The sequence below is a fragment of the Actinacidiphila sp. bgisy167 genome, from assembly GCF_057707665.1.
In genome coordinates, this window is the sequence record NZ_JBYIQP010000011.1 from 1 (window position 1) to 18,436 (window position 18,436).

Annotated in this window: 15 protein-coding genes; 8 read left to right on the forward strand and 7 right to left on the reverse strand. The window is 71.3% G+C overall.

Annotated features, from left to right (window positions below; genetic code table 11):
* Positions 1 to 1,097 precede the first annotated feature (1,097 nt).
* The 7 genes from AC3ET4_RS06565 to AC3ET4_RS06595 all read right to left on the reverse strand — a co-directional run bounded on the left by AC3ET4_RS06565 (position 1,098) and on the right by AC3ET4_RS06595 (position 10,348).
* Entirely contained in the window at positions 1,098 to 1,877 is a 780-nt protein-coding gene (locus AC3ET4_RS06565) for a hypothetical protein (protein WP_431946886.1), read from the reverse strand.
* 165 nt (positions 1,878 to 2,042) lie between these two features.
* The gene (locus AC3ET4_RS06570) at positions 2,043 to 4,463 is read right to left on the reverse strand and encodes a glycoside hydrolase family 95 protein (RefSeq protein ID WP_431946888.1); all 2,421 of its coding nucleotides are present in this window, start codon (positions 4,461 to 4,463) and stop codon (positions 2,043 to 2,045) included.
* Positions 4,464 to 4,532: 69 nt separating this feature from the next.
* Positions 4,533 to 5,594 carry an ABC transporter permease gene (locus AC3ET4_RS06575; protein WP_431946890.1) on the reverse strand — a complete coding sequence of 354 codons (1,062 nt, stop codon included), beginning with the start codon at positions 5,592 to 5,594 and terminating at the stop codon, positions 4,533 to 4,535.
* Positions 5,587 to 7,098, reverse strand: coding sequence for a sugar ABC transporter ATP-binding protein (locus AC3ET4_RS06580; protein WP_431946892.1), 1,512 nt, complete (start codon positions 7,096 to 7,098; stop codon positions 5,587 to 5,589). The genes AC3ET4_RS06575 and AC3ET4_RS06580 overlap by 8 nt, the downstream gene beginning before the upstream one ends.
* A gap of 21 nt (positions 7,099 to 7,119) precedes the next feature.
* Positions 7,120 to 8,193: a sugar ABC transporter substrate-binding protein gene (locus AC3ET4_RS06585; RefSeq protein WP_431946894.1), complete on the reverse strand. Its 1,074-nt coding sequence runs from the start codon at positions 8,191 to 8,193 to the stop codon at positions 7,120 to 7,122.
* Positions 8,194 to 8,288: 95 nt separating this feature from the next.
* Positions 8,289 to 9,044 carry an SDR family NAD(P)-dependent oxidoreductase gene (locus tag AC3ET4_RS06590; RefSeq protein WP_431946897.1) on the reverse strand — a complete coding sequence of 252 codons (756 nt, stop codon included), beginning with the start codon at positions 9,042 to 9,044 and terminating at the stop codon, positions 8,289 to 8,291.
* Positions 9,041 to 10,348: an enolase C-terminal domain-like protein gene (locus AC3ET4_RS06595; RefSeq protein ID WP_431946899.1), complete on the reverse strand. Its 1,308-nt coding sequence runs from the start codon at positions 10,346 to 10,348 to the stop codon at positions 9,041 to 9,043. Before AC3ET4_RS06595 ends, AC3ET4_RS06590 begins: the two co-directional genes overlap by 4 nt.
* Positions 10,349 to 10,648: 300 nt before the next feature.
* Here AC3ET4_RS06595 and AC3ET4_RS06600 point away from each other — a divergent pair, with 300 nt between their 5' ends.
* The 8 genes from AC3ET4_RS06600 (at position 10,649) to larE (ending at position 18,194) form a co-directional block, all read left to right on the forward strand.
* Complete coding sequence (locus AC3ET4_RS06600) at positions 10,649 to 11,368, forward strand: FadR/GntR family transcriptional regulator (protein WP_431946901.1); 720 nt, start codon at positions 10,649 to 10,651, stop codon at positions 11,366 to 11,368.
* 83 nt (positions 11,369 to 11,451) lie between these two features.
* Complete coding sequence (locus AC3ET4_RS06605) at positions 11,452 to 12,303, forward strand: fumarylacetoacetate hydrolase family protein (RefSeq protein WP_431946903.1); 852 nt, start codon at positions 11,452 to 11,454, stop codon at positions 12,301 to 12,303.
* The gene (locus tag AC3ET4_RS06610; protein ID WP_431946905.1) at positions 12,303 to 13,289 is read left to right on the forward strand and encodes an aldo/keto reductase; all 987 of its coding nucleotides are present in this window, start codon (positions 12,303 to 12,305) and stop codon (positions 13,287 to 13,289) included. Before AC3ET4_RS06605 ends, AC3ET4_RS06610 begins: the two co-directional genes overlap by 1 nt.
* Positions 13,289 to 14,239 (forward strand): amidohydrolase family protein, encoded by a 951-nt coding sequence (locus tag AC3ET4_RS06615; RefSeq protein WP_431947023.1) that lies wholly within the window; start codon positions 13,289 to 13,291, stop codon positions 14,237 to 14,239. The genes AC3ET4_RS06610 and AC3ET4_RS06615 overlap by 1 nt, the downstream gene beginning before the upstream one ends.
* Positions 14,236 to 15,516, forward strand: a complete 1,281-nt coding sequence (gene larA, locus AC3ET4_RS06620; protein WP_431946907.1) for a nickel-dependent lactate racemase — start codon at positions 14,236 to 14,238, stop codon at positions 15,514 to 15,516. The genes AC3ET4_RS06615 and larA overlap by 4 nt, the downstream gene beginning before the upstream one ends.
* Positions 15,513 to 16,202: a nickel pincer cofactor biosynthesis protein LarB gene (gene larB, locus AC3ET4_RS06625; RefSeq protein ID WP_431946909.1), complete on the forward strand. Its 690-nt coding sequence runs from the start codon at positions 15,513 to 15,515 to the stop codon at positions 16,200 to 16,202. Before larA ends, larB begins: the two co-directional genes overlap by 4 nt.
* Complete coding sequence (larC, locus tag AC3ET4_RS06630) at positions 16,199 to 17,380, forward strand: nickel pincer cofactor biosynthesis protein LarC (protein WP_431946911.1); 1,182 nt, start codon at positions 16,199 to 16,201, stop codon at positions 17,378 to 17,380. The genes larB and larC overlap by 4 nt, the downstream gene beginning before the upstream one ends.
* Positions 17,370 to 18,194 carry an ATP-dependent sacrificial sulfur transferase LarE gene (gene larE / locus AC3ET4_RS06635; protein ID WP_431946913.1) on the forward strand — a complete coding sequence of 275 codons (825 nt, stop codon included), beginning with the start codon at positions 17,370 to 17,372 and terminating at the stop codon, positions 18,192 to 18,194. The genes larC and larE overlap by 11 nt, the downstream gene beginning before the upstream one ends.
* Positions 18,195 to 18,436 lie beyond the last annotated feature (242 nt).

Consider the following 18,436-nt stretch of genomic DNA (forward strand, 5'->3'; position numbering starts at 1 on the left):
CTTGAGGCTGCCGTGTGGTCGGCCGAGGTAACCGGCGAATGCGGAGTGGGAGCGCTGGAGCCGCTCCTGCCTCGCGGTGATGCGTGGCGGCACTGGAGCGAGCACCGGAACGGGCGCCTGTACGCTCCGCGCTCCTGGACGCAGGACCTCAACCGGTGTCGGGCGGCGGGAATCCCCGGAGGACTTGAGGTTCGCCACCAAGCCCGCTGGCCACCGGGATGGTCGCCCGGGCTCTGGACGCAGGCGTATCGGCCGCATGGGTCACCGGTAACGAGGTCTGGAGAGCCGTCAGATCGGCTACGCCTTGGCCGTCTCACGCAAGCGGCCGGTCCGCAGGCGTGCGGGCCTCCTCGAAGCAGGCATGCTTGCCACGCAGTTCACCGGGTCCCGCTTACCACGATGGCCAGGTCTTGTCGGGCATCGGCGGTGGACATCCACCGGAATCGACGCCCTGGCTGGATCCGGACCGCTCCCGGCCGAGTAGAGGGAAAGCTTCAGCTTGATACGTGCGCAACATCCGTATGGGAGGGTGTCCTACACTCACCCGACCACCGCTGCGGGTGGCGCCGGCACGCGGAACATCACCAACACCCTAATGCAGTGAACCATGGAGAGTACGTGGAGTTCCTTGACGGGCAGTTCAGCGGATACACGAAACGGCACCAGGATTACATGCACACGGGAGGCGGTCCGCAGTGATAACGCTGGAGGACGCCACGGTTACCGCGCAAGAATTCGCATCCCGCCGTCTCCCCAAAGGCGACGGATTCCAGTGGGGGTTTCGCTTTCGAGGGATTTCAAGTTCGGGCCTCTACCTGTTCCAGATCACCGTGAATCCACCGGCCCCGAACGGGAGGCCAAGGTTCGGCGGCAGCCCCGGATTCGTCGTCGACTCGAAGAGTGGGAGTTGCCGATCTGTGCGAGGCCACTCGGAGTACAAAGACCTTCTCAACCAGATAGCTGACAGAGCCACGTAAGGAAGCCGACGTACCCAGTGTGTCGCTCCGAGCATAGTTGCCCACCGAAGCGGCTGCGGGTGATGTCGGTGGGCAGGTCGGGACGGCCCCGCTCGGGGTGCGGGCGCCGGCCGCACCCGCTCAGCCGGCCGACGTGCTCTGCGTCGCCTCGCGTGCCGCGGTGAGGGCTCGCTGCCTGATGTCGCCGCCGAACAACTGCATCCCGGTGGCGGCCAGGACGTCATCCCTGCCGATGGTCCGCCCGTCCCCGCTGCGGGTGGCCAGGGCCCGGTGGGAATCCGTGAGGAACGGGGAGGGGGCCGGTTCGCCCGGCATCGCCAGGGTGACCGTGCCGAAACGTCTGACCCCGCCCTCGCGGACGACCATGGCCGCGTCTCGGGCAAGGTCCGTCAGGAACACGCTCGCGATCCCGTCCAGGTCGCGGACCATCGCCGGGACGGCCGTCACTCCCCGGCTCCGCAGCAGCTTCCTGACCCCGGCCTGGAACCTGTGGGCGCCGGCAACGGCACTCGGCCTGCGGGACCCACGGCGCCGGCGAGAAGGCACGACGGCGCCCTCGGCGTCGTGGAGGACACCGGTCAGGTTTCGGAACGTCGGGCTGTGGTCGTACCACTTCGTCCCCACGTCGAGCTCGACGTTCCGGTCGAGCGCCGAGAGGAGGTCCGCGGGGATCAGCTTCTTCCGGGCCTGCTCCGCCGCCGCTCTCCTCGCGCCGTCGATGATCTCCGTCAGCACCGTCCGCGTCACCGACGCGGCGGCCCACGCGGCCGACCGGGAGACGTGCATCGGGGTCACGTCCCTGAACACCGCTTTGACGAGAGAAGCCGTGAACGGCGCGACATCCGTCGCGGCGGCGGTCTCGAGTCGGCCGCGCCCAGGACCTGCGGACTGTGTGGTCATCGGAGGAAACGCTCCTTGCTGTCGGAGTGGGTCACCGCCCCACACCTCACCACATGGCCCCGCTCCCTTACTCATCCACCGTCTCTGCGGCACCCCGTCGAAGGGCGCGCCGCCCGCGCCCGCCGAGACATGAGGCCCGGCGGGCGCGAGCGGCGCTTTGCGGTGTCAGCGCGGCGTGATCACGTAGTCGCCGCGCGCCGCGGCCTCGAAGACGACGACGGTGCTCTCCGGACGTTCCACGGCGACCCGGCCGTGGGGACCGGTGGGGTGCACATCGACCGGAGCGGCCGTGCGCAGGCGGACGGTGCCGCCGTGCCGGGCCGTGAGCCGGGCCTGCGACAACGTGCCGTCGCGCCAGGTGAGATCGACGGTCAGGCCCCCGCGGGCGAGCAGGCCCGTGACGCGGCCGTCCGGCAGCTGCGGGGGCAGTGCGGGCAGCAGGTGGACCTCGTCGGTGTGGGACTGGAGCAGCCATTCGGTCACGCCGGCGGTGGCGCCGAAGTTGCCGTCTATCTGGAAGGGCGGGTGGAGGTCGAACAGGTTCGGCGCGGTGCGGCCGGGCGTGAGGAGGTCGCCGAGCAGCTTGTAGGAGCGGGCGCCGTCCTCGGCACGCGCCCAGAAGTTGATCTTCCAGGCGAGGGACCAGCCGGTTCCGGCGTCCCCGCGCAGCTCCAGCGTCTTCAGCGCGGCCTGGAAGAGGTCCGGCGTACCGCGCTTGGTGATCTGGTTGCTCGGGTGCAGGCCGTACAGGTGCGAGACGTGGCGGTGCTGGCGCTCCGGGGCTCCGGCGTCCCAGTCGTCCTGCCATTCCTGCAGCTGTCCCAGAGCGCCGATCTTCATCGGGGGCAGTTGGGCCCGGGCCGCACGCACCAGGTCGGCGTAGGGGCTGGTGTCGCCGAGGGCGTCGCAGGCCGCCAGGTACCCGTCGAACAGGTCACGCAGGATCTGGTTGTCCATGGTCGGTCCCGCGCACACCGACACGCCGCCGTGGTGGGCGTTCTCCGGTGACACGGAGGGACAGGTCACCAGGTGGCCCGTGCCGGGGTCGGGGACGAGCGAGTCGAGGAAGAAGCGGACCGCTCCCTCCACCACGGGCAGCCGGCGGCGCAGGGCTTCCCGGTCACCGGTGAAGCGGTAGTGCTCCCACACGGACGTCGCCAGCCAGGCGCCGCCGGTGGGCCACATCCCCCAGAAGGCGCCGTCCACGGGCGCGGTCCCACGCCAGGCGTCGGTGTTGTGGTGGGCCACCCAGCCGTCGGCGCCGTACTGCACCCGAGCGGTCTTCTGCCCCGCCTCCGCGAGGTCGTCGAGGAGAGCGAAGATCGGCTCCCAGCACTCCAGGAGGTTGGTGGAGGGCGCCGGCCAGTAGTTCATCTCCGTGTTGATGTTGATCGTGTACTTGGAGTCCCAGGGCGGGGACAGCTGGTCGTTCCAGATGCCCTGCAGATTCGCGGGCTGGGTGCCCGGACGGGAGGAGGCGATCAGCAGGTAGCGGCCGTACTGGTAGTGCAGGGCGACCAGTTGCGGGTCGTCTCCCTGGGCGAAGGCCGCGACCCGCCGGTCGGTCGGCGCGCCCGCCGCCTCGGTGGTGCCGAGGTCGAGCGTGACACGGCGGAAGAGCGCGCGGTGGTCGGCCACGTGCCGGGAGCGCAGCCGCCCGTACGGGGTGCCGCCCGCGGCGTTCAACGGGCCCTCGGCGCGGGCGCGGTGGTCGCCGGATGCGTCCTGGTAGTCGTTGTAGCTGGTGCCGACGGACACCAGCAGCGTCACCGCGTCGGCCCCGTTCACCGTGAGCGTGCCGTTCGCGCTGCTCACGGTGCCGCCCTCGGTGTGGGCGCGGACCAGGGCGCGGAAGCGGACCTGGCCGGTCACCCCCTCGCGGGTCTGTCCGGTCCCCTCCAGCCCCACGGTCATCGGGTCCGGGGAGTCCGTCCGGACCTGCTGCGGACTGTCGAAGGCGGCGGTGAAGGACAGGCTGCCGCGGGTGTCGGCGGTGAGCCGGACCACGATCACCTGATCCGGGTGGCTGGCGAACACCTCGCGCCGGTATGTGACGCCGCCGCGGGCGTACGTGGTGGTCGCGACGGCCGTGTCGAGGTTCAGCTCGCGGCGGTAGCCGGTGACCTCGCCCGCGCCCGGGACGGTCAGGCGCAGGTTGCCGACGGTCTGGTACATCAGCTCGCCGACCGGGGTGCCCATGAAGGAGGAGTCGATCAGACTCTGCGCGGCGCTCCACTCCCCGGCGAAGACCCTGCGCCGGATCTCCGGGAGGGCGGCCAGGCCCCGCGGGTTGGCGGGTTCGTAGGGGCCGCCGGCCCACAGGGTGTCCTCGTTGAGCTGGAGCTGTTCGGTGTCGACGCCGCCGAACACCATGGCGCCGAGGCGGCCGTTGCCGAGCGGCAGAGCCTCCAGCCACTGTCCGGCGGGCTTGTCGTACCACAGGGTGAGGGCGGAGGCCTCGCCGGCGGGGCCGGGCGGCGCAGCGGGGGCGGGAAGCGGGGCCGCGGTCGCCTCCACAGCGGGGAGGCCGGCGGCCAGAGCGGCGGACGCGGCTGCGGAGGCGACGAGGAACTCTCTTCGTTCCATGGATTGCCATGCCTTTCGGTCGCGGGTGCGGGCCGGACATCGAGGGCGTGCGTGTTCGGGGGGCGTCGCTCAGTCCTGGACCTTTCCTCCCGTGATGCGGGAGAGCGCCAGGGCGATGAGGATGATCGTGCCGTTGAGGGCGCCGATCCACTGTGCGGGGACGCCGCCGAGGGTGAGGACGTTCTGGATCATGAACAGGAGCAGGATGCCGGTGAAGGCGCCGAACATGGTGCCCTTGCCGCCGTTGAGGCTGATGCCGCCGATGACGGCTGCGGCGAAGACGGTGAAGATGTAGCCGTTGCCCTGGGCGGAGGCCACCGAGGCCAGGCGCCCCGAGAGCAGCAGGCCGCTGAGCGCTGCGAGGACGCTGGCGGCGACGATGACCGTCCACAGGACCCGGTCGGTGCGGATGCCGGCGGCCTTGGCCGCGTCGACGTTGCCGCCGATGGCGTAGAGGGAGCGGCCGAAACTGGTGAAGCCGAGCACCACGATCCCGACGGCGAACAGGAGCAGGCAGATCCAGACCGAAGCGGGCATGCCGGCCCACTGGGCGGTGCCGAGGTAGAGCATCGACGGTGGCAGTTGGAAGAACGTCTGGCCGCCGGAGATCCCGGTCAGGACGCCGCGGAGCACGATGAGCATGCCGAGCGTCACGATGAAGCCGTTGAGTCCGAACCGGATGATGAACAGGGCGTTGATCACGCCGATCAGCACGCCGACCGCCAGGGTGACGGGCACGGACCATCCGCCGGGCAGCAGGCCGATGCCGTGCGTGGCGCCGGCGGGTACGGTGAGCCACGCCGCGACCCCGGGCGCGATTCCGACGGTCGACTCCAGGGAGAGGTCCATTTTCTTGACGATCAGCACCAGGGTCTGAGCGAGGACCAGGAGCGCGATCTCGGACATGGTCTGCAGGACGTTGATCAGGTTGTCGGCCTGAAGGAACACCGGGTTGACGAGTTGTCCGACGATCGCCATGACGATGATCGCGGGAACGAGCGCGAGGTCGCGCAGCCGCGCGAAGGCGATCCTGCGTCCTCCTTGATCCCTGGTGGTCGGCTGCTCGCTCCCGGGCTCCGGCGGGCCGCCGTTCGGGGTCGTCGCGGCAGCCGCGGTCGCGCTGTCAGACATCGAGGTCCACTCCTTCCATCGCGGCCACGAGCTCGTGGTCGTGCCAGCCACCGGCCCTCTCGGCCACGACACGGCCCTGGAACATCACCAGGACCCGGTCACAGATGCGCAGGTCGTCCAGTTCGTCGGAGGCGATGAGCACTCCGGTGCCGGACCCGGCGATCTCCGCGACCTTGCCGAGGAGGAACTCCTTGGACCGCACGTCGACGCCGGCGGTCGGATTGATCAGCACCAGCACGTTCGGATCGTTGGCCATGGCCCGGGCCATCACGACCTTCTGCTGGTTGCCTCCGGAGAGCCCGGAGACGGGCAGGTGGGGTCCCGGTGCCTTGATCGCCAGCCTCTCGATCATGGAGCGGGCGTAGGCGTCCCGGCGGCGGCCGTCGATGAGACCATGCGGGCCGAGCCGCTCGGGGATGGTCAACGTCCCGTTGTCGGCGATGGACATCTGCGGTACCAGTCCCTGGTGGTGGCGGTCCTGCGGGACGAATCCCACTCCCGCCCGCAGCGCGGCCGGCACGCTGCCCGGCCGCGGGCGGACCCCCGCGATCCGCACCGTACCCCTGTCGGCGGACCGCAGTCCGACGACTGTCTCGGCGACCTCCGTGCGGCCGCTGCCGGCCGCGCCCGCCAACCCGACGATCTCCCCGCCGCGGACCGTGAAGGACACGTCCTGGTAGGCGCCCTCGACGACGGCGTCCTCCACCGCGAGCGCCGCCGGGGATGCGGCGGGCACCGGGCGGCGGCCTGCCCCGCCGGTCCCCTTGGTGGCGCCTTCGCCGGTCATGGCGGCCACGAGCTGGGCACGGGGAAGTTCGGCCACGGGCGCCGTCAGGATGTGCCGGGCGTCCCGGAACACCGTCACCGTGTCGCAGATCTCGTAGACCTCCTGGAGGTGATGGCTGATGAACAGGAAGGTGATGCCCTGCTGCTGGAGGTCGCGGATCCGGGCGAACAGCCGCCCGATGGCTGCTCCGTCCAGCTGTGCGGTCGGTTCGTCGAGGATGATGAAGCGCGCGCCGAACGACAGCGCCCGGGCGATCTCGACGAACTGCCGCTGCTCGATGTCGAGTTCGCCGGCGGGAACGCGCACGTCGACGTCGACCGACCACGTCCGCAGCACCTCGCGTGCCCTGTCGCGGACCGTTCGCCAGCTGATCAGGCCTCCGCGGCCACGGCCGTGCCGGTTCAGGAAGAGGTTCTCCGCCACGGTGAGCTGGGGGATGATGGTGGACTTCTGGTAGACGCAGGCCACCCGCTCCCGCCAGGCGTCCCGGTCCGCGAGCCGCGGCGCAGGCTCGCCCCCGAAGGACACCGATCCCTCGTCCGGTGCCTGAAGTCCCGTGAGGACGGAGACCAGGGTGGACTTCCCCGCCCCGTTGCGCCCCACGAGCGCGTGCGTCTGGCCGGGCATGATCGTGATGCCGGCGTCATGCAGCGCGACCGTGGGCCCGAACCGCTTCGTGATCCCCACCGCCTGGGCGACGGGGTGAGCCGTAACCATGCTTGTGTGTCGCCTTTCCGCTCAGCCGAGGTTGTTGCCCCACAGGGACGAGTCGTCGCTCTTGAGGCTGGGAACCCCGCCGTAGGTGCCGCCGTCCGCGGTCACGAGGGGAGCGGAGAGCTGGTCCTCCAACAGGCCGTCACGCACCTGGATGATGGTGCTGTCGTGGTCGGTCGGGCCGGGCTGGAACGTCTTGCCGTCGATCGCCGCCTTGAGGTAATAGAGGGCGTACTTCGCGTAGAGGTCGGCCGGCTGGGAGACGGTGGCGTCGATCTTCCCCTCGCCGATGTTCTTGAGCTCCTCGGGGATCCCGTCGTTGGAGACGATGTACACGTGCTTCTTGTCCTCGGGGCCCACCAGGAGGTTCTTCTGCTTGAGCACCTGGAGGGTGCCGGCGAGCGCGAAGCTGGACTGCATGTAGACGCCCTTGATGTCGGGGTGGGCCGTCAGGTCCGTCTGCAGCTTCTGCGCGGCCACCGCTCCGTCCCAGTTGGTGGCTTCACCGAAGACCTTGATGTCGGGGAAGTTCTTCTTCATGCACGCGTTGAAGGCCTCGGTGCGGTCACGGCCGTTGATCGACGCGAGGTCGCCCTGGAGCATGACGACCTTGCCCTTGCCGCCCAGCTTGGTGCCGAGGAACTGGCAGGCCTTCTCTCCGTAGGCGCGGTTGTCGGCACGGACCACCATGTAGACCTTGCCCGTGTCCGGGCGGGTGTCCACCGTGACGACCGGTATCTTCTTGGCTTCCATCTGCGCCAGCGTGGGCGCGATGGCCGCGGTGTCCTGGGGCGCCATGGCGACCCCCTTGACGCCCTGGCTGATGAAGGTCTGTGCGTTGGCGGTGAGTTTGGCGACGTCGTTCTGCGAGTTGGTGGTCTTCAGCTCCAGTCCGAGTTCCTTGGCGAACTCGGGGGTGTACTTGATGTATGAGTTCCAGAAGTCGGTGTCCGAGCGCGGGTAGTCGACCCCGATGACCGTCGAACCGCCGCCGCCCGCCCCCGACGCGGGTCCTGAGCCGCCGCAGGCGGTGAGCGCGAGGACGGTCAGGGCGGCGGTGCCGCCGAGGAAGGCGTGCCGGGTGAATCTGAGCTCCATTGCTCGTTCTCCTTGCCGGGTGAGTCGCGGTTAGAGCGGTACGCCGGCGGGTGCGGGAGCGGGTGCCGGTACCGCGGGTGAGGGAGGGGGCCGCTTCAGGCGCGCGGGCGAAGCCGCAGACCTTCCATGCCGCCGTCGACGGCGAGGTCCGTGCCGGTGGTCGAGCCGGACGACGGGCTCGCGAGGTAGGCGACGGCAGCGGCGACCTCGTCCGCGGAGACGAGGCGGCCCATGGGCTGGCGTGCGCACAGGGCCGCGCGCTCGGCGTCGGGGTCGGCCGCACGATCGAGGAGGCGGCCGATCCACGGCGTGTCGGCGGTCCCCGGATTCACGCAGTTCACACGGATGCCGTCGGGCACGAGGTCAGCGGCGGTCGCCCGGGTCAGGGCGAGCACGGCGCCCTTCGTCGCGGAGTACAGCGCCCGGTCCGGCAGTCCGGCGGTGGCGGCGATGGAACAGGTGTTGACGACGGACGCCTGACGGGAGCGGCGCAGGTGGGGAAGGGCCGCCCGGGTCACCCGGACCATGCCGACGACGTTGACGTCGAAAACCCGGTGCCACTCCTCGTCGGTGTTGTCCTCGATCGTGCCCTGGGCGCCGATCCCGGCGTTGTTGATCAGGACGTCGATGCCGTCGAGCACCCGCGCGGCCTCCTCGACGCCGGCCCGGACGCTCACGTCGTCGGCGACGTCCGCGCGGATGCCGACGAGGGGTTCGGGAAGCTCGTCCGGGGTGAGGTCGAGGCAGGCGACACGGGCGCCCCGCGCCGCGAGCAGACGGGCGGTGGCCAGCCCGATGCCGGAGGCGCCTCCGGTGACCAGGGCCTTGAGCCCCGCGAACTCGCCGCTCATGCGTCGGCCTCCGCGCTCCACACCGGTCCGTCGGGGTAGCGGTGTTCCTCCAGGGACCGCGTTCGCAGTTCGGCGCTGATTCCGGGCGCCTCGGGAGCGAGGTAGCGGCCGTCGCGGATGCGGACGGGGTCGGTGAAGTGCTCGTGCAGGTGGTCCACGTACTCGATCACCCGGTCCTCGGTGGTGCCGCTGACGGCCACGTAGTCGAACATCGCCAGGTGCTGCACCATCTCGCACAGTCCGACCCCTCCGGCGTGCGGGCAGACCGGGACACCGAACTTGGCGGCGAGCAGGAGGATGGCGACGTTCTCGGTGACGCCGGCGGTGCGGCTGGCGTCGAGCTGCAGCACGTCGAGCGCGTCCGCCTGGAGCAGTTGCTTGAACATCACCTGGTTGTGGGTGTGTTCGCCGGTGGCCACCTTGACCGGCGACAGCGCCCTGCGGATGGCGGCATGGCCGAGGATGTCGTCCGGGGAGGTGGGTTCCTCGATCCAGTACGGGTCGTAGGGCGCCAGCGCGGCCATCCAGTCGATCGCCTGCTGGACCCCCCATGCCTGGTTGGCGTCGACGGCGATCCTGACGTCCGGGCCCACCGCTTCGCGCGCCAGCCGCATGCGGCGTTCGTCCGCCTCGCGGTCGGCGCCGACCTTCAGCTTGATCTGGCCGAAGCCCTCGGCGACCGCCTCCTTGGCCAGCCGCACCAGTTTCTCGTCGTCATAGCCGAGCCACCCGGGGGTGGTGGTGTACGCGGGGTAGCCGTGCTCCAGCAGGTGCGCGGTGCGCCGGGCCCGGCCGGGCTCGGCGCGCCGCAGGATCTCCAGGGCCTCGTCACGGGTGAGGGCGTCCTCGAGGTAGCGGAAGTCGACGAGGTCGACGAGCTGCTCGGGGGAGAGTTCGGCGAGAAGCCGCCAGACCGGCTTTCCGGTGCGGCGCCCGTACAGGTCCCAGACCGCGTTGACGATCGCCGCGGCGGCCATGTGGATGGCCCCCTTCTCCGGGCCGAGCCACCGCAGTTGGCTGTCTCCGGTCAGGCGCCGCGAGAAGCCGCCGAGATCGGCCAGCACCTCCTGCACCGGCAGTCCCTCCACGAGCGGGGCCAGGGCGCGTACGGCGGCCACCTCGACGTCGTTCCCGCGTCCGACGGTGAAGGCGAGCCCGTACCCCTCCTCCCCCGCGCTCGTGCGGACGGTCACATAGGCGGCCGAGTAGTCGGGCTCGGGGTTCATGGCGTCGGAGCCGTCGAGCTCACGCGAGGTAGGGAACCGTACGTCGACCGCCTCGACGGCCGTGATCACCTCAGTCATGGCTTCCGCCACCTCCGGTGCGGAGGTGATGGTTCTGTCCCGGCATCATGGCAACCACCCGTCCTCATGTGTCGGCTAGATGTCCGTCGCGCTACGGCACTCGGACATTGGATGGATTTATAGGGTCGACTCGAGTCGGTGTCCATACCCTCGGACGGCAAAGGTTTCCGTCAAGCTTTCGACCTGCACACATGCGAAACTCTCGATCCGCAGAGCAGGGACCGGCCATCCCATGTCTTCCGCAGCGATGGGATGTATTGCTACGCTGCCGCCGCCTGAGCAGCCATCAGGGGGCAACGGATGTCATTGACGGACAAGGCGATCGACCGCATCAGGGACCTCATCCAATCCGGTGAGCTGCGGCCGGGGGCCAAACTCCCTCCCGAGCAGCAGCTGGCCACGGAGCTGGGCCTCTCCCGCAACCTGATGCGAGAGGCGGTGAAAGCGCTGGTCGTCGCACGGGTGTTGGAGATCCGCCGCGGTGACGGAACGTATGTGACCAGTCTGGAACCCGAGTTGCTGCTGAGCAGCATCGGCTCCGCGGTGGAGTTGCTGCGCGGTGACACCCTGCTGGAGCTGACCGAGATACGCCGGCTCTTCGAACCGGTCGCCACCGGGCTCGCCGCCACACGGATCTCGCCCGCGGGGCTGGCGGAGGTCGAACGGCATCTGGAGGCGATGCGGGCGACCCGCGACGACGTGGAACTGCTCACCGAGCACGACGCCGCGTTCCATCGCGCGGTCGTCGCCGCCACCGGCAACGCCACCCTCGCCACCGTGCTGGAGGGGATCTCCGGCCGGACACTGCATGCCCGCGTCTGGCGCGGACTGGTCGACGAGGACGCCGCGGGACGCACCGTGGCCGAGCACGAAACCATTCTCCGGGCATTGGCCGCCGGCGACGCCGCTCTGGCCGAAGCGGCCGCCCTCCTGCACGTCAGCACCACCGAGCAATGGCTGCGCGAGCACCTGGAACCCGACGGCGACGTCCCGGGCGGCGCCGCAGGCGACCCGCACTGACCGACACCCGAGGCCCCACCCGAAGACCGCCCGGGGCGTGCCGGTCACGGACGGGCACGCGTCACGAGCAAGGAGCACCCGCCATGAGATTCCTGCGCGTCGGCCCCGTGGGCCGCGAGCGTCCCGCCGTCCTCGACGCCGACGGCGTCGCCTACGACCTGACACCGCTCACGGGCGACATCGACGGGGCCTTCCTGGCCGGCGACGGCCCGGACCGCGTCCGCACCGCCCTGACCGACGGCGCCCTCCCGCGCGCCGACCTCACCGGCCTGCGCACCGGTGCTCCCGTGGCGCGTCCCGGAAAGGTCGTGTGCGTCGGACTCAACTACGTCGATCACGCCGCGGAGACCGCGACGCCCCTGCCGACGGAGCCGGTGGTCTTCATGAAGGCCTCCAACACGGTCGTCGGACCCGACGACACCGTCCTCGTACCGCGCACCAGCACCGCGACGGACTACGAGATCGAACTCGCTGCCGTCATCGGCCGGACCGCCCGCTATCTGGAGTCCCCCGACGCCGCTGCCGAGGTGATCGCGGGGTACGCCATCGCCGACGACGTCAGCGAGCGCTCCTTCCAGCACGAGCGCGGCGGGCAGTGGGACAAGGGGAAGTCCTGCGAGACGTTCAATCCGCTCGGTCCCTGGCTGGTGACGCCCGATGAGGCCGGGGACCCCCAGGACCTCGGGATGCGGCTGTGGGTCAACGGCGAATTGCGCCAGGACGGCCACACCAAGGACATGGTCTTCGGTGTGCACCACATCGTGTGGTACCTCAGCCAGTTCATGGTGCTCGATCCCGGCGACGTGATCAACACCGGCACCCCGGCCGGGGTCGCCTTCGGCGCCAACGACTTCGCCTACCTGCGGCCCGGCGACGTGGTCGAGGCGGCGATCGACCGGCTCGGCCGTCAGCGGCACGTCCTCGGGCAGGCCTGATGCTCTCCGCAGAAGGACCCTGGTACACCGAGCGGGTGCCTCTGGGACGTTCCGACGTGACCGTCAGCCGCCTCGGGGTGGGCACCGCGCCGCTCGGCGGTCTGTTCTCGGCCGTGGGAGAGCGGCAGGCCGCCGACACGCTGGAAGCCGCCTGGACGGCCGGGATCCGGTACTTCGACACCGCCCCGCACTACGGCGCCGGGCTCGCCGAGCGGCGGCTCGGCGCCTTCCTCACCGGGGCCGGCCACCCGCGCTCGGCCTACACGGTGTCGACAAAGGTCGGACGGCTGCTCGTACCCGGCGCGTCCGCTCCGGGCGACGAGGCCTTCCACGGCGCACCCGGGCTCGTCAGGGTCCGGGACTACAGTGCCGAAGGCGTCTACCGCTCGCTCGCCGAGAGCCTGGAGCGCTCCGGTCTCGACGCCTTCGACATCGTTCTCCTCCATGATCCGGACGAGCACTGGGAGGAGGCCGTCACGGGCGCCTACCCGGCTCTGGCCCGGCTGCGCGCGGAGGGAGCGGTACGGGCGATCGGCGCGGGTATGAACCAGACGGCGATGCTCACCCGTTTCGTCACCGAGACCGACCTCGACTGCGTGCTCGTCGCCGGCCGCTACTCCCTGCTGGATCGCAGCGCGGCCGACGAACTGCTCCCGGCGTGCGCCGAACGCAAGGTGGGCGTCCTGGTCGGCGGTGTGTTCAACAGCGGCATCCTCGCGAATCTGGCGCCGGACGCCATGTACGACTACGCGCCGGCCCCCGAGGCGGTCCGCCGCCACGCTCTCGCCCTCGGCGCATGCTGCGCCGAGTACGGCGTCCCCCTGGCCGCGGCGGCACTGCGTTTTCCACTGCGGCACCCGGCTGTCACCGGTGTCGTCATCGGCGCGCGCAGCGCGCAGGAGGTCACCGTGAACGTCGCGCACATCACCGCGACGATCCCCGAAGAGCTCTGGGCGAGGCTCGACGCCATGGAACGGAACGGATGATGAACAGGATCGACGCACACCACCACATCTGGCGGCCGGCATCGACCACCTCCCCCTCCCTTGATCCCGCTCCGCTCGCCGGCACCGGGCCTCGACGCCGTGTGCACGCGTGGCTCGACGCACCCGGGATGGCCCCGGTGCGACGGGACTTCACCTTGGCGGACCTGGCACCCGCCGCCGCGGCGGCGGGCATCGACCGCACGATCCTGGTCCAGGTCCTGCCCGACACCGACGAGACCGCGGATTTCCTGGCGCTGGCGGAGGCGGACGAGACGGTCGCCGGTGTCGTGGGCTGGGCGGACCTCACATCGGACCGGCTCACCGACACGCTCGACTCCCTGCGGGCGGCACCCGGCGGTGGACTCCTGGCGGGCGTGCGGCATCTCGTGCAGGGCGAACGGGACCCGGGCTGGCTGACACGTCCGGACGTGCGCCGCGGGCTGCGCACGGTGGCCGACGCCGGCCTCGCCTATGACCTGCTCGTCGTTCCCCGGCAGCTGCCCGCGGCCATCACCGCCGTCAGCGAGCTGCCGGAACTCACGTTCGTCCTCGACCATCTGGCCAAGCCGCCCATCGCCGGCGGCGAGACGGAGCCCTGGGCCTCGCTGATCCGCGAACTGGCGGCGCGTCCGAACGTGTTCTGCAAACTGTCCGGCATGGTCACCGAGGCGGGTCGCGACTGGAACGTGGCCGCCCTGCGTCCCTACGCCGACGTGGTGCTCGACGCCTTCGGACCGGACCGGGTGATGTTCGGATCGGACTGGCCGGTGTGCCTGCTCGCGGCCTCCTACGAGGAGGTCGTCACCGCCGCCGAGGCGCTGACCACCGGCCTCACCGATGCCGAGCGCTCCCGTGTCTTCGGCGGGACCGCGGAACGCGCCTATCGCCTGGGCGCGGGCCGCAGGCGGGAGCGGACCGGCGGCGAAGGGGCCGAGGAGGCGGTCCGGTGAAGCTGCGCCTCGCCTACGGGCGGTCGGGGCTCGAGATCGACGTCGATCCGCGCAGGACGACCGTCGTCGAGCCCGTCCACCACAAGGCGGCCGCGGACCAGGCGGCCGTGCTGCGCGCGGCCCTGCGCGACCCGGTCGCCGGGCCCCCGCTGCGCGAGAGGGTGCGCCCCGGGCAGACGGTCGCCATCTCGGCGTGCGACGGGACCCGTCCGCAGCCCCGGCGCCTGATGATCCCGGCCGTCCTGGACGAACTGGACGGCGTGGTCGACCGGGAGGACGTGGTGATCCTCGTGGCGACGGGTACCCACCGCGGCAACGACACGTCCGAGTTGAGGGCGATGTTCGGTGACGAGATCGTGGACACCGTGCGCATCGTCAACCACGACGCCCGCGACGCGGGGCAGCTGAAGTGGATGGGCAGGCACGGCAACGGCGTCCCGGTGTGGCTCAACCGGGAGTGGGCGGAGGCGGACGTCCGGATCACCACCGGCTTCGTCGAACCCCACTTCTTCGCCGGTTTCTCCGGCGGCCCGAAGCTCGTCGCCCCGGGGCTCGCGGCCCTGGAGACCGTGCTCGTGCTGCACGACGCGGCGCGCATCGGCGACGCGCGCGCCACCTGGGGCATCACCCGGGGAAACCCGGTCCACGACGACGTCCGCGCCATCGCCGAGGCCACCGGTGTCACCTTCGCCCTGGACGTGGTGCTCAACCGCGACAAGGACGTCGTCGCCGCGTTCGGCGGCGATCTGCTGCCGATGCACGCCGCCGCCACCGCCGCGGCCGCGCGGATGGCGATGCGCCCCGTACCGGCGCCCTTCGACGTCGTGGTCACCACCAACTCCGGATTTCCGCTGGACCAGAACCTCTACCAGGCGGTCAAGGGAATGTCGGCCGCCTATCAGGTGGTCCGGCCCGGAGGAACGATCGTGTGCGCGGCCGAGTGCCGTGACGGCTTCCCCGACCACGGCTCGTACCGCAGTGTGCTGGCCTCCGCCCCTTCCCCCCAGGCGCTGCTCGACGAGATCACCGCGCGGACCGAGACGGTTCCCGACCAGTGGCAGGTGCAGATCCAGGCCCGCATCCAGTCGGGCAGCCGCGTCATCATGCACACCTCCTTCCTCAGCGACGCGGAGCTGGCCTCGGCGCATCTGGAGCAGACCCACGACATCTCCGACACCGTCGCGGAGGCGCTGGCCGCCGCGGGCCCCGACGCCCGCTTGTGCGTTCTGCCGGAAGGTCCGCAGACCATCCCGTACGTCGAAGGAGGCCGGGCGTGAACGAGGTTCTGGATCTGGGGTACGCACGAGTCGACATCGGCCGCGAGGCACGGCAGGGGCTTCCGGAAGTCGTGTACGGCCCCGGCAAGACCGTGGCGCAGATCGCCGGCATCGTCACCGGTCTCCTCGAGCACAACAGCGGGCCCGTCCTCGCCACCCGCGTGGCCCCCGACACGGCGGCGGCCGTCCTGGAGCGGGTGGACGCCGGATCGTACGACGAGGAGGCCCGGCTGCTGCTGTGGCGACCGGCCGCCCCCGCCGGCTTCCACGTCGTGGTGGCCGCCGCCGGGACGTCCGACCGCCCGGTGGCCGCCGAGGCCACCGCTGTGGCATCCGCCGTCGGGCTGGCGACGACGGTCGTCCACGACGTGGGAGTCGCGGGACTCGACCGCGTCCTGCGGGTCCGCGAACTGCTGCGGTCCGCCGACGCGGTGATCGTCGTCGCGGGCATGGAGGGCGCCCTCGCCAGTGTCGTCGGCGGCCTCGTGCGCGCCCCCGTCGTGGCGGTGCCGGTCTCCACCGGGTACGGCGCCTCGCTGGAGGGTGTCACCGCGTTGCTCGCCATGCACGCCTCCTGCGCGGCCGGAGTGACCGTGGTCAACATCGACTCGGGGTTCTCCGCGGCCATGGCGGTCCACCGCATCGCCGTCTCCCGCCCGACGGCTGATCACGGGGGCAGCGCATGATCTGCTGGATCAACCCCTTCACAGGACTGGCCGGGGACATGTTGCTGGGCGCCCTGATCGACGCGGGAGCACCGCTCGACCGGATCCGGGCCGCCGTCGCCGCCACCGGCCTGACAGGCTGGGACCTGACGGCCGAACGCGTCACCGACCACGGGCTGTCCGCCACCCGCGTGCGCGTGGAGGTCTCCGATCCGTACACCGAGCGCCGCGCCGCCGAGGTGCTCGACCTCGCCACCCGGGCGGCTCCCCGGCCCGTGGCGGACATCGCCGTCGCCGCCCTGACCGCCGTCGCCGAGGCGGAGGGGCGGCTGCACGATACCGACCCGGCGGACGTCCACCTCCACGAACTCGGCGGGCACGACGCGCTCGTCGACATCGTCGGCAGCGCCGCGGCCCTGCACGCCCTCGGCGTCACCGAGGTCGTGAGCGCGCCCCTGCCACTCGGCCGGGGCGAGGTGAACTCCGCGCACGGCGTCCTGCCCTGTCCGGCACCCGCCACACTCGCCCTGCTGGCCGGCGCGAGCGTCAAGGGCAGCGACCTCCCCGGGGAGACGGTGACACCCACGGGCGCCGCGCTGCTGCACGCCGTCAGCGCCCGGTACGGCCCGCCCCCGCCCATGACGCTGGGCCGCACCGGCTACGGGGCGGGCACACGCAGCCTCCCCGACCGGCCCAACGTCGTCTCCGTCACCCTCGGCGCCCGGACCCCGGCCGGAGGGAACGAGGAAGTGGTCGTTCTGGAGACCAACCTCGACGACGTCACCGGAGAGCTCCTCGGCCACGTCATCAGCCGCGCGCTGGACGCGGGCGCACTCGACGCCTGGACGACGGCCGCGGTGATGAAGAAGGGCCGGCCCGCGCACGTCCTGCACGTCCTCACCGCCCCGCACCACGAAGGACGGCTGCGTGACCTGCTCCTGGCCGAGACCGGCACCCTCGGCATCCGGCGGATCGGCGCGACGCGCACGGTTCTGCCACGCGCCTTCGAGAGCGTCGACGTGGAGGGGCGTCCCGTCCGGATCAAACACGGTCCGCACGGGGCCAAGCCCGAGTACGACGACCTGGCGGCCGCGGCCGCGGATCTGGGTCTGCCGCTGCGCGTCGTCGCCGCGCGCGCACTGCGTCTGAGCCGAGAAGGGGCAGGCATGACGGACCGGGAGGAACCCTGTGCGCAGTGACGACGAACTGGAGCGCCGGCTCCTGGACCGCGTGCGCGCCCTCGGCGGTCCCCTCGCCGTCGCGTACTCGGGCGGCGCCGACTCCGCCCTCGTCCTCGCCGCGGGGGCACGGGCGCTCGGGCCGGAGCAGGTCCTTGCCGTCACCGCCGTCTCGGAGAGCCTGGCCGACGGCGAACTCTCCCGCGCGCGGCACCTGGCCGACGACCTCGGCGTCGTCCACCTGACGCCGCGCACCCATGAGTTGGCCCGAGCCGGATACCGGGCCAACGGACCCGACCGGTGCTACTTCTGCAAGTCCGAGGTCCTGGACACCATCTCCGCACTCGCTCGCGAGCGGGGCTTCGACGTGGTGGCCACCGGCACCAACGCCGACGACGCGGCGGACCCCTACCGCCCGGGCATCCGCGCCGGGCGGGAGCGCGGCATCCGCACGCCCCTCCTGGACGCCGCCCTGACGAAGGCGGACGTACGCCGCCTCAGCCGGCACTGGTCGCTGCCCACCTGGGACAAACCTGCCACTCCCTGCCTGGCCAGCCGTGTCCGCTACGGCGTCGAGGTCACCTCCTACCGCCTGGCACGCGTGGACCGCGCGGAAGCGGCCGTACGGGCGCTGGCGGCCGAGGCCGGGCTGCACCCGCGGGACCTTCGGGTCCGAGACCTCGGAGACCGGACCCGCGTCGAGGTGGATCCGCCCCTCGTGGCCCTGATGGCGGCGCTGCCGGGCATCGCCGAGGCACTCGCCGAAGCGGGCTTCGCCGGCCTGCCCCACCAGGTCGGGGCGTTTCGCTCGGGGCGGCTCAACACCGAGGGGTGACGGCCCCCGGATGTTCTTGGTGCTCCTTCAGGAGGGCCGCTGACCTTCGGGCCCGCATGACTGTCGCCCTATCTTCTTCACGGGTTCGCACCGGTCACTCGTAGGATCGGCGGAACCCAGGGGTTCCAGGTACGGCTGTGGCTGTTCCGCCGCCGGATGGCTCAGGGGGCTTGGCCACCCGGAACCCTGTGACGACTCGACCGCTGGTGGGGAGACGCGCCTCGATCGCTGCGTAGGGCAAC

Coding starts and splice junctions, on each gene's coding strand:
- AC3ET4_RS06565 (WP_431946886.1), bottom strand. CDS start 1,877: ATGACCACACAGTCCGCAGGTCCTGGGCGCGGCCGACTCGAGACCGCC.
- AC3ET4_RS06570 (WP_431946888.1), bottom strand. CDS start 4,463: ATGGAACGAAGAGAGTTCCTCGTCGCCTCCGCAGCCGCGTCCGCCGCT.
- AC3ET4_RS06575 (WP_431946890.1), bottom strand. CDS start 5,594: ATGTCTGACAGCGCGACCGCGGCTGCCGCGACGACCCCGAACGGCGGC.
- AC3ET4_RS06580 (WP_431946892.1), bottom strand. CDS start 7,098: ATGGTTACGGCTCACCCCGTCGCCCAGGCGGTGGGGATCACGAAGCGG.
- AC3ET4_RS06585 (WP_431946894.1), bottom strand. CDS start 8,193: ATGGAGCTCAGATTCACCCGGCACGCCTTCCTCGGCGGCACCGCCGCC.
- AC3ET4_RS06590 (WP_431946897.1), bottom strand. CDS start 9,044: ATGAGCGGCGAGTTCGCGGGGCTCAAGGCCCTGGTCACCGGAGGCGCC.
- AC3ET4_RS06595 (WP_431946899.1), bottom strand. CDS start 10,348: ATGACTGAGGTGATCACGGCCGTCGAGGCGGTCGACGTACGGTTCCCT.
- AC3ET4_RS06600 (WP_431946901.1), top strand. CDS start 10,649: ATGTCATTGACGGACAAGGCGATCGACCGCATCAGGGACCTCATCCAA.
- AC3ET4_RS06605 (WP_431946903.1), top strand. CDS start 11,452: ATGAGATTCCTGCGCGTCGGCCCCGTGGGCCGCGAGCGTCCCGCCGTC.
- AC3ET4_RS06610 (WP_431946905.1), top strand. CDS start 12,303: ATGCTCTCCGCAGAAGGACCCTGGTACACCGAGCGGGTGCCTCTGGGA.
- AC3ET4_RS06615 (WP_431947023.1), top strand. CDS start 13,289: ATGAACAGGATCGACGCACACCACCACATCTGGCGGCCGGCATCGACC.
- larC (WP_431946911.1), top strand. CDS start 16,199: ATGATCTGCTGGATCAACCCCTTCACAGGACTGGCCGGGGACATGTTG.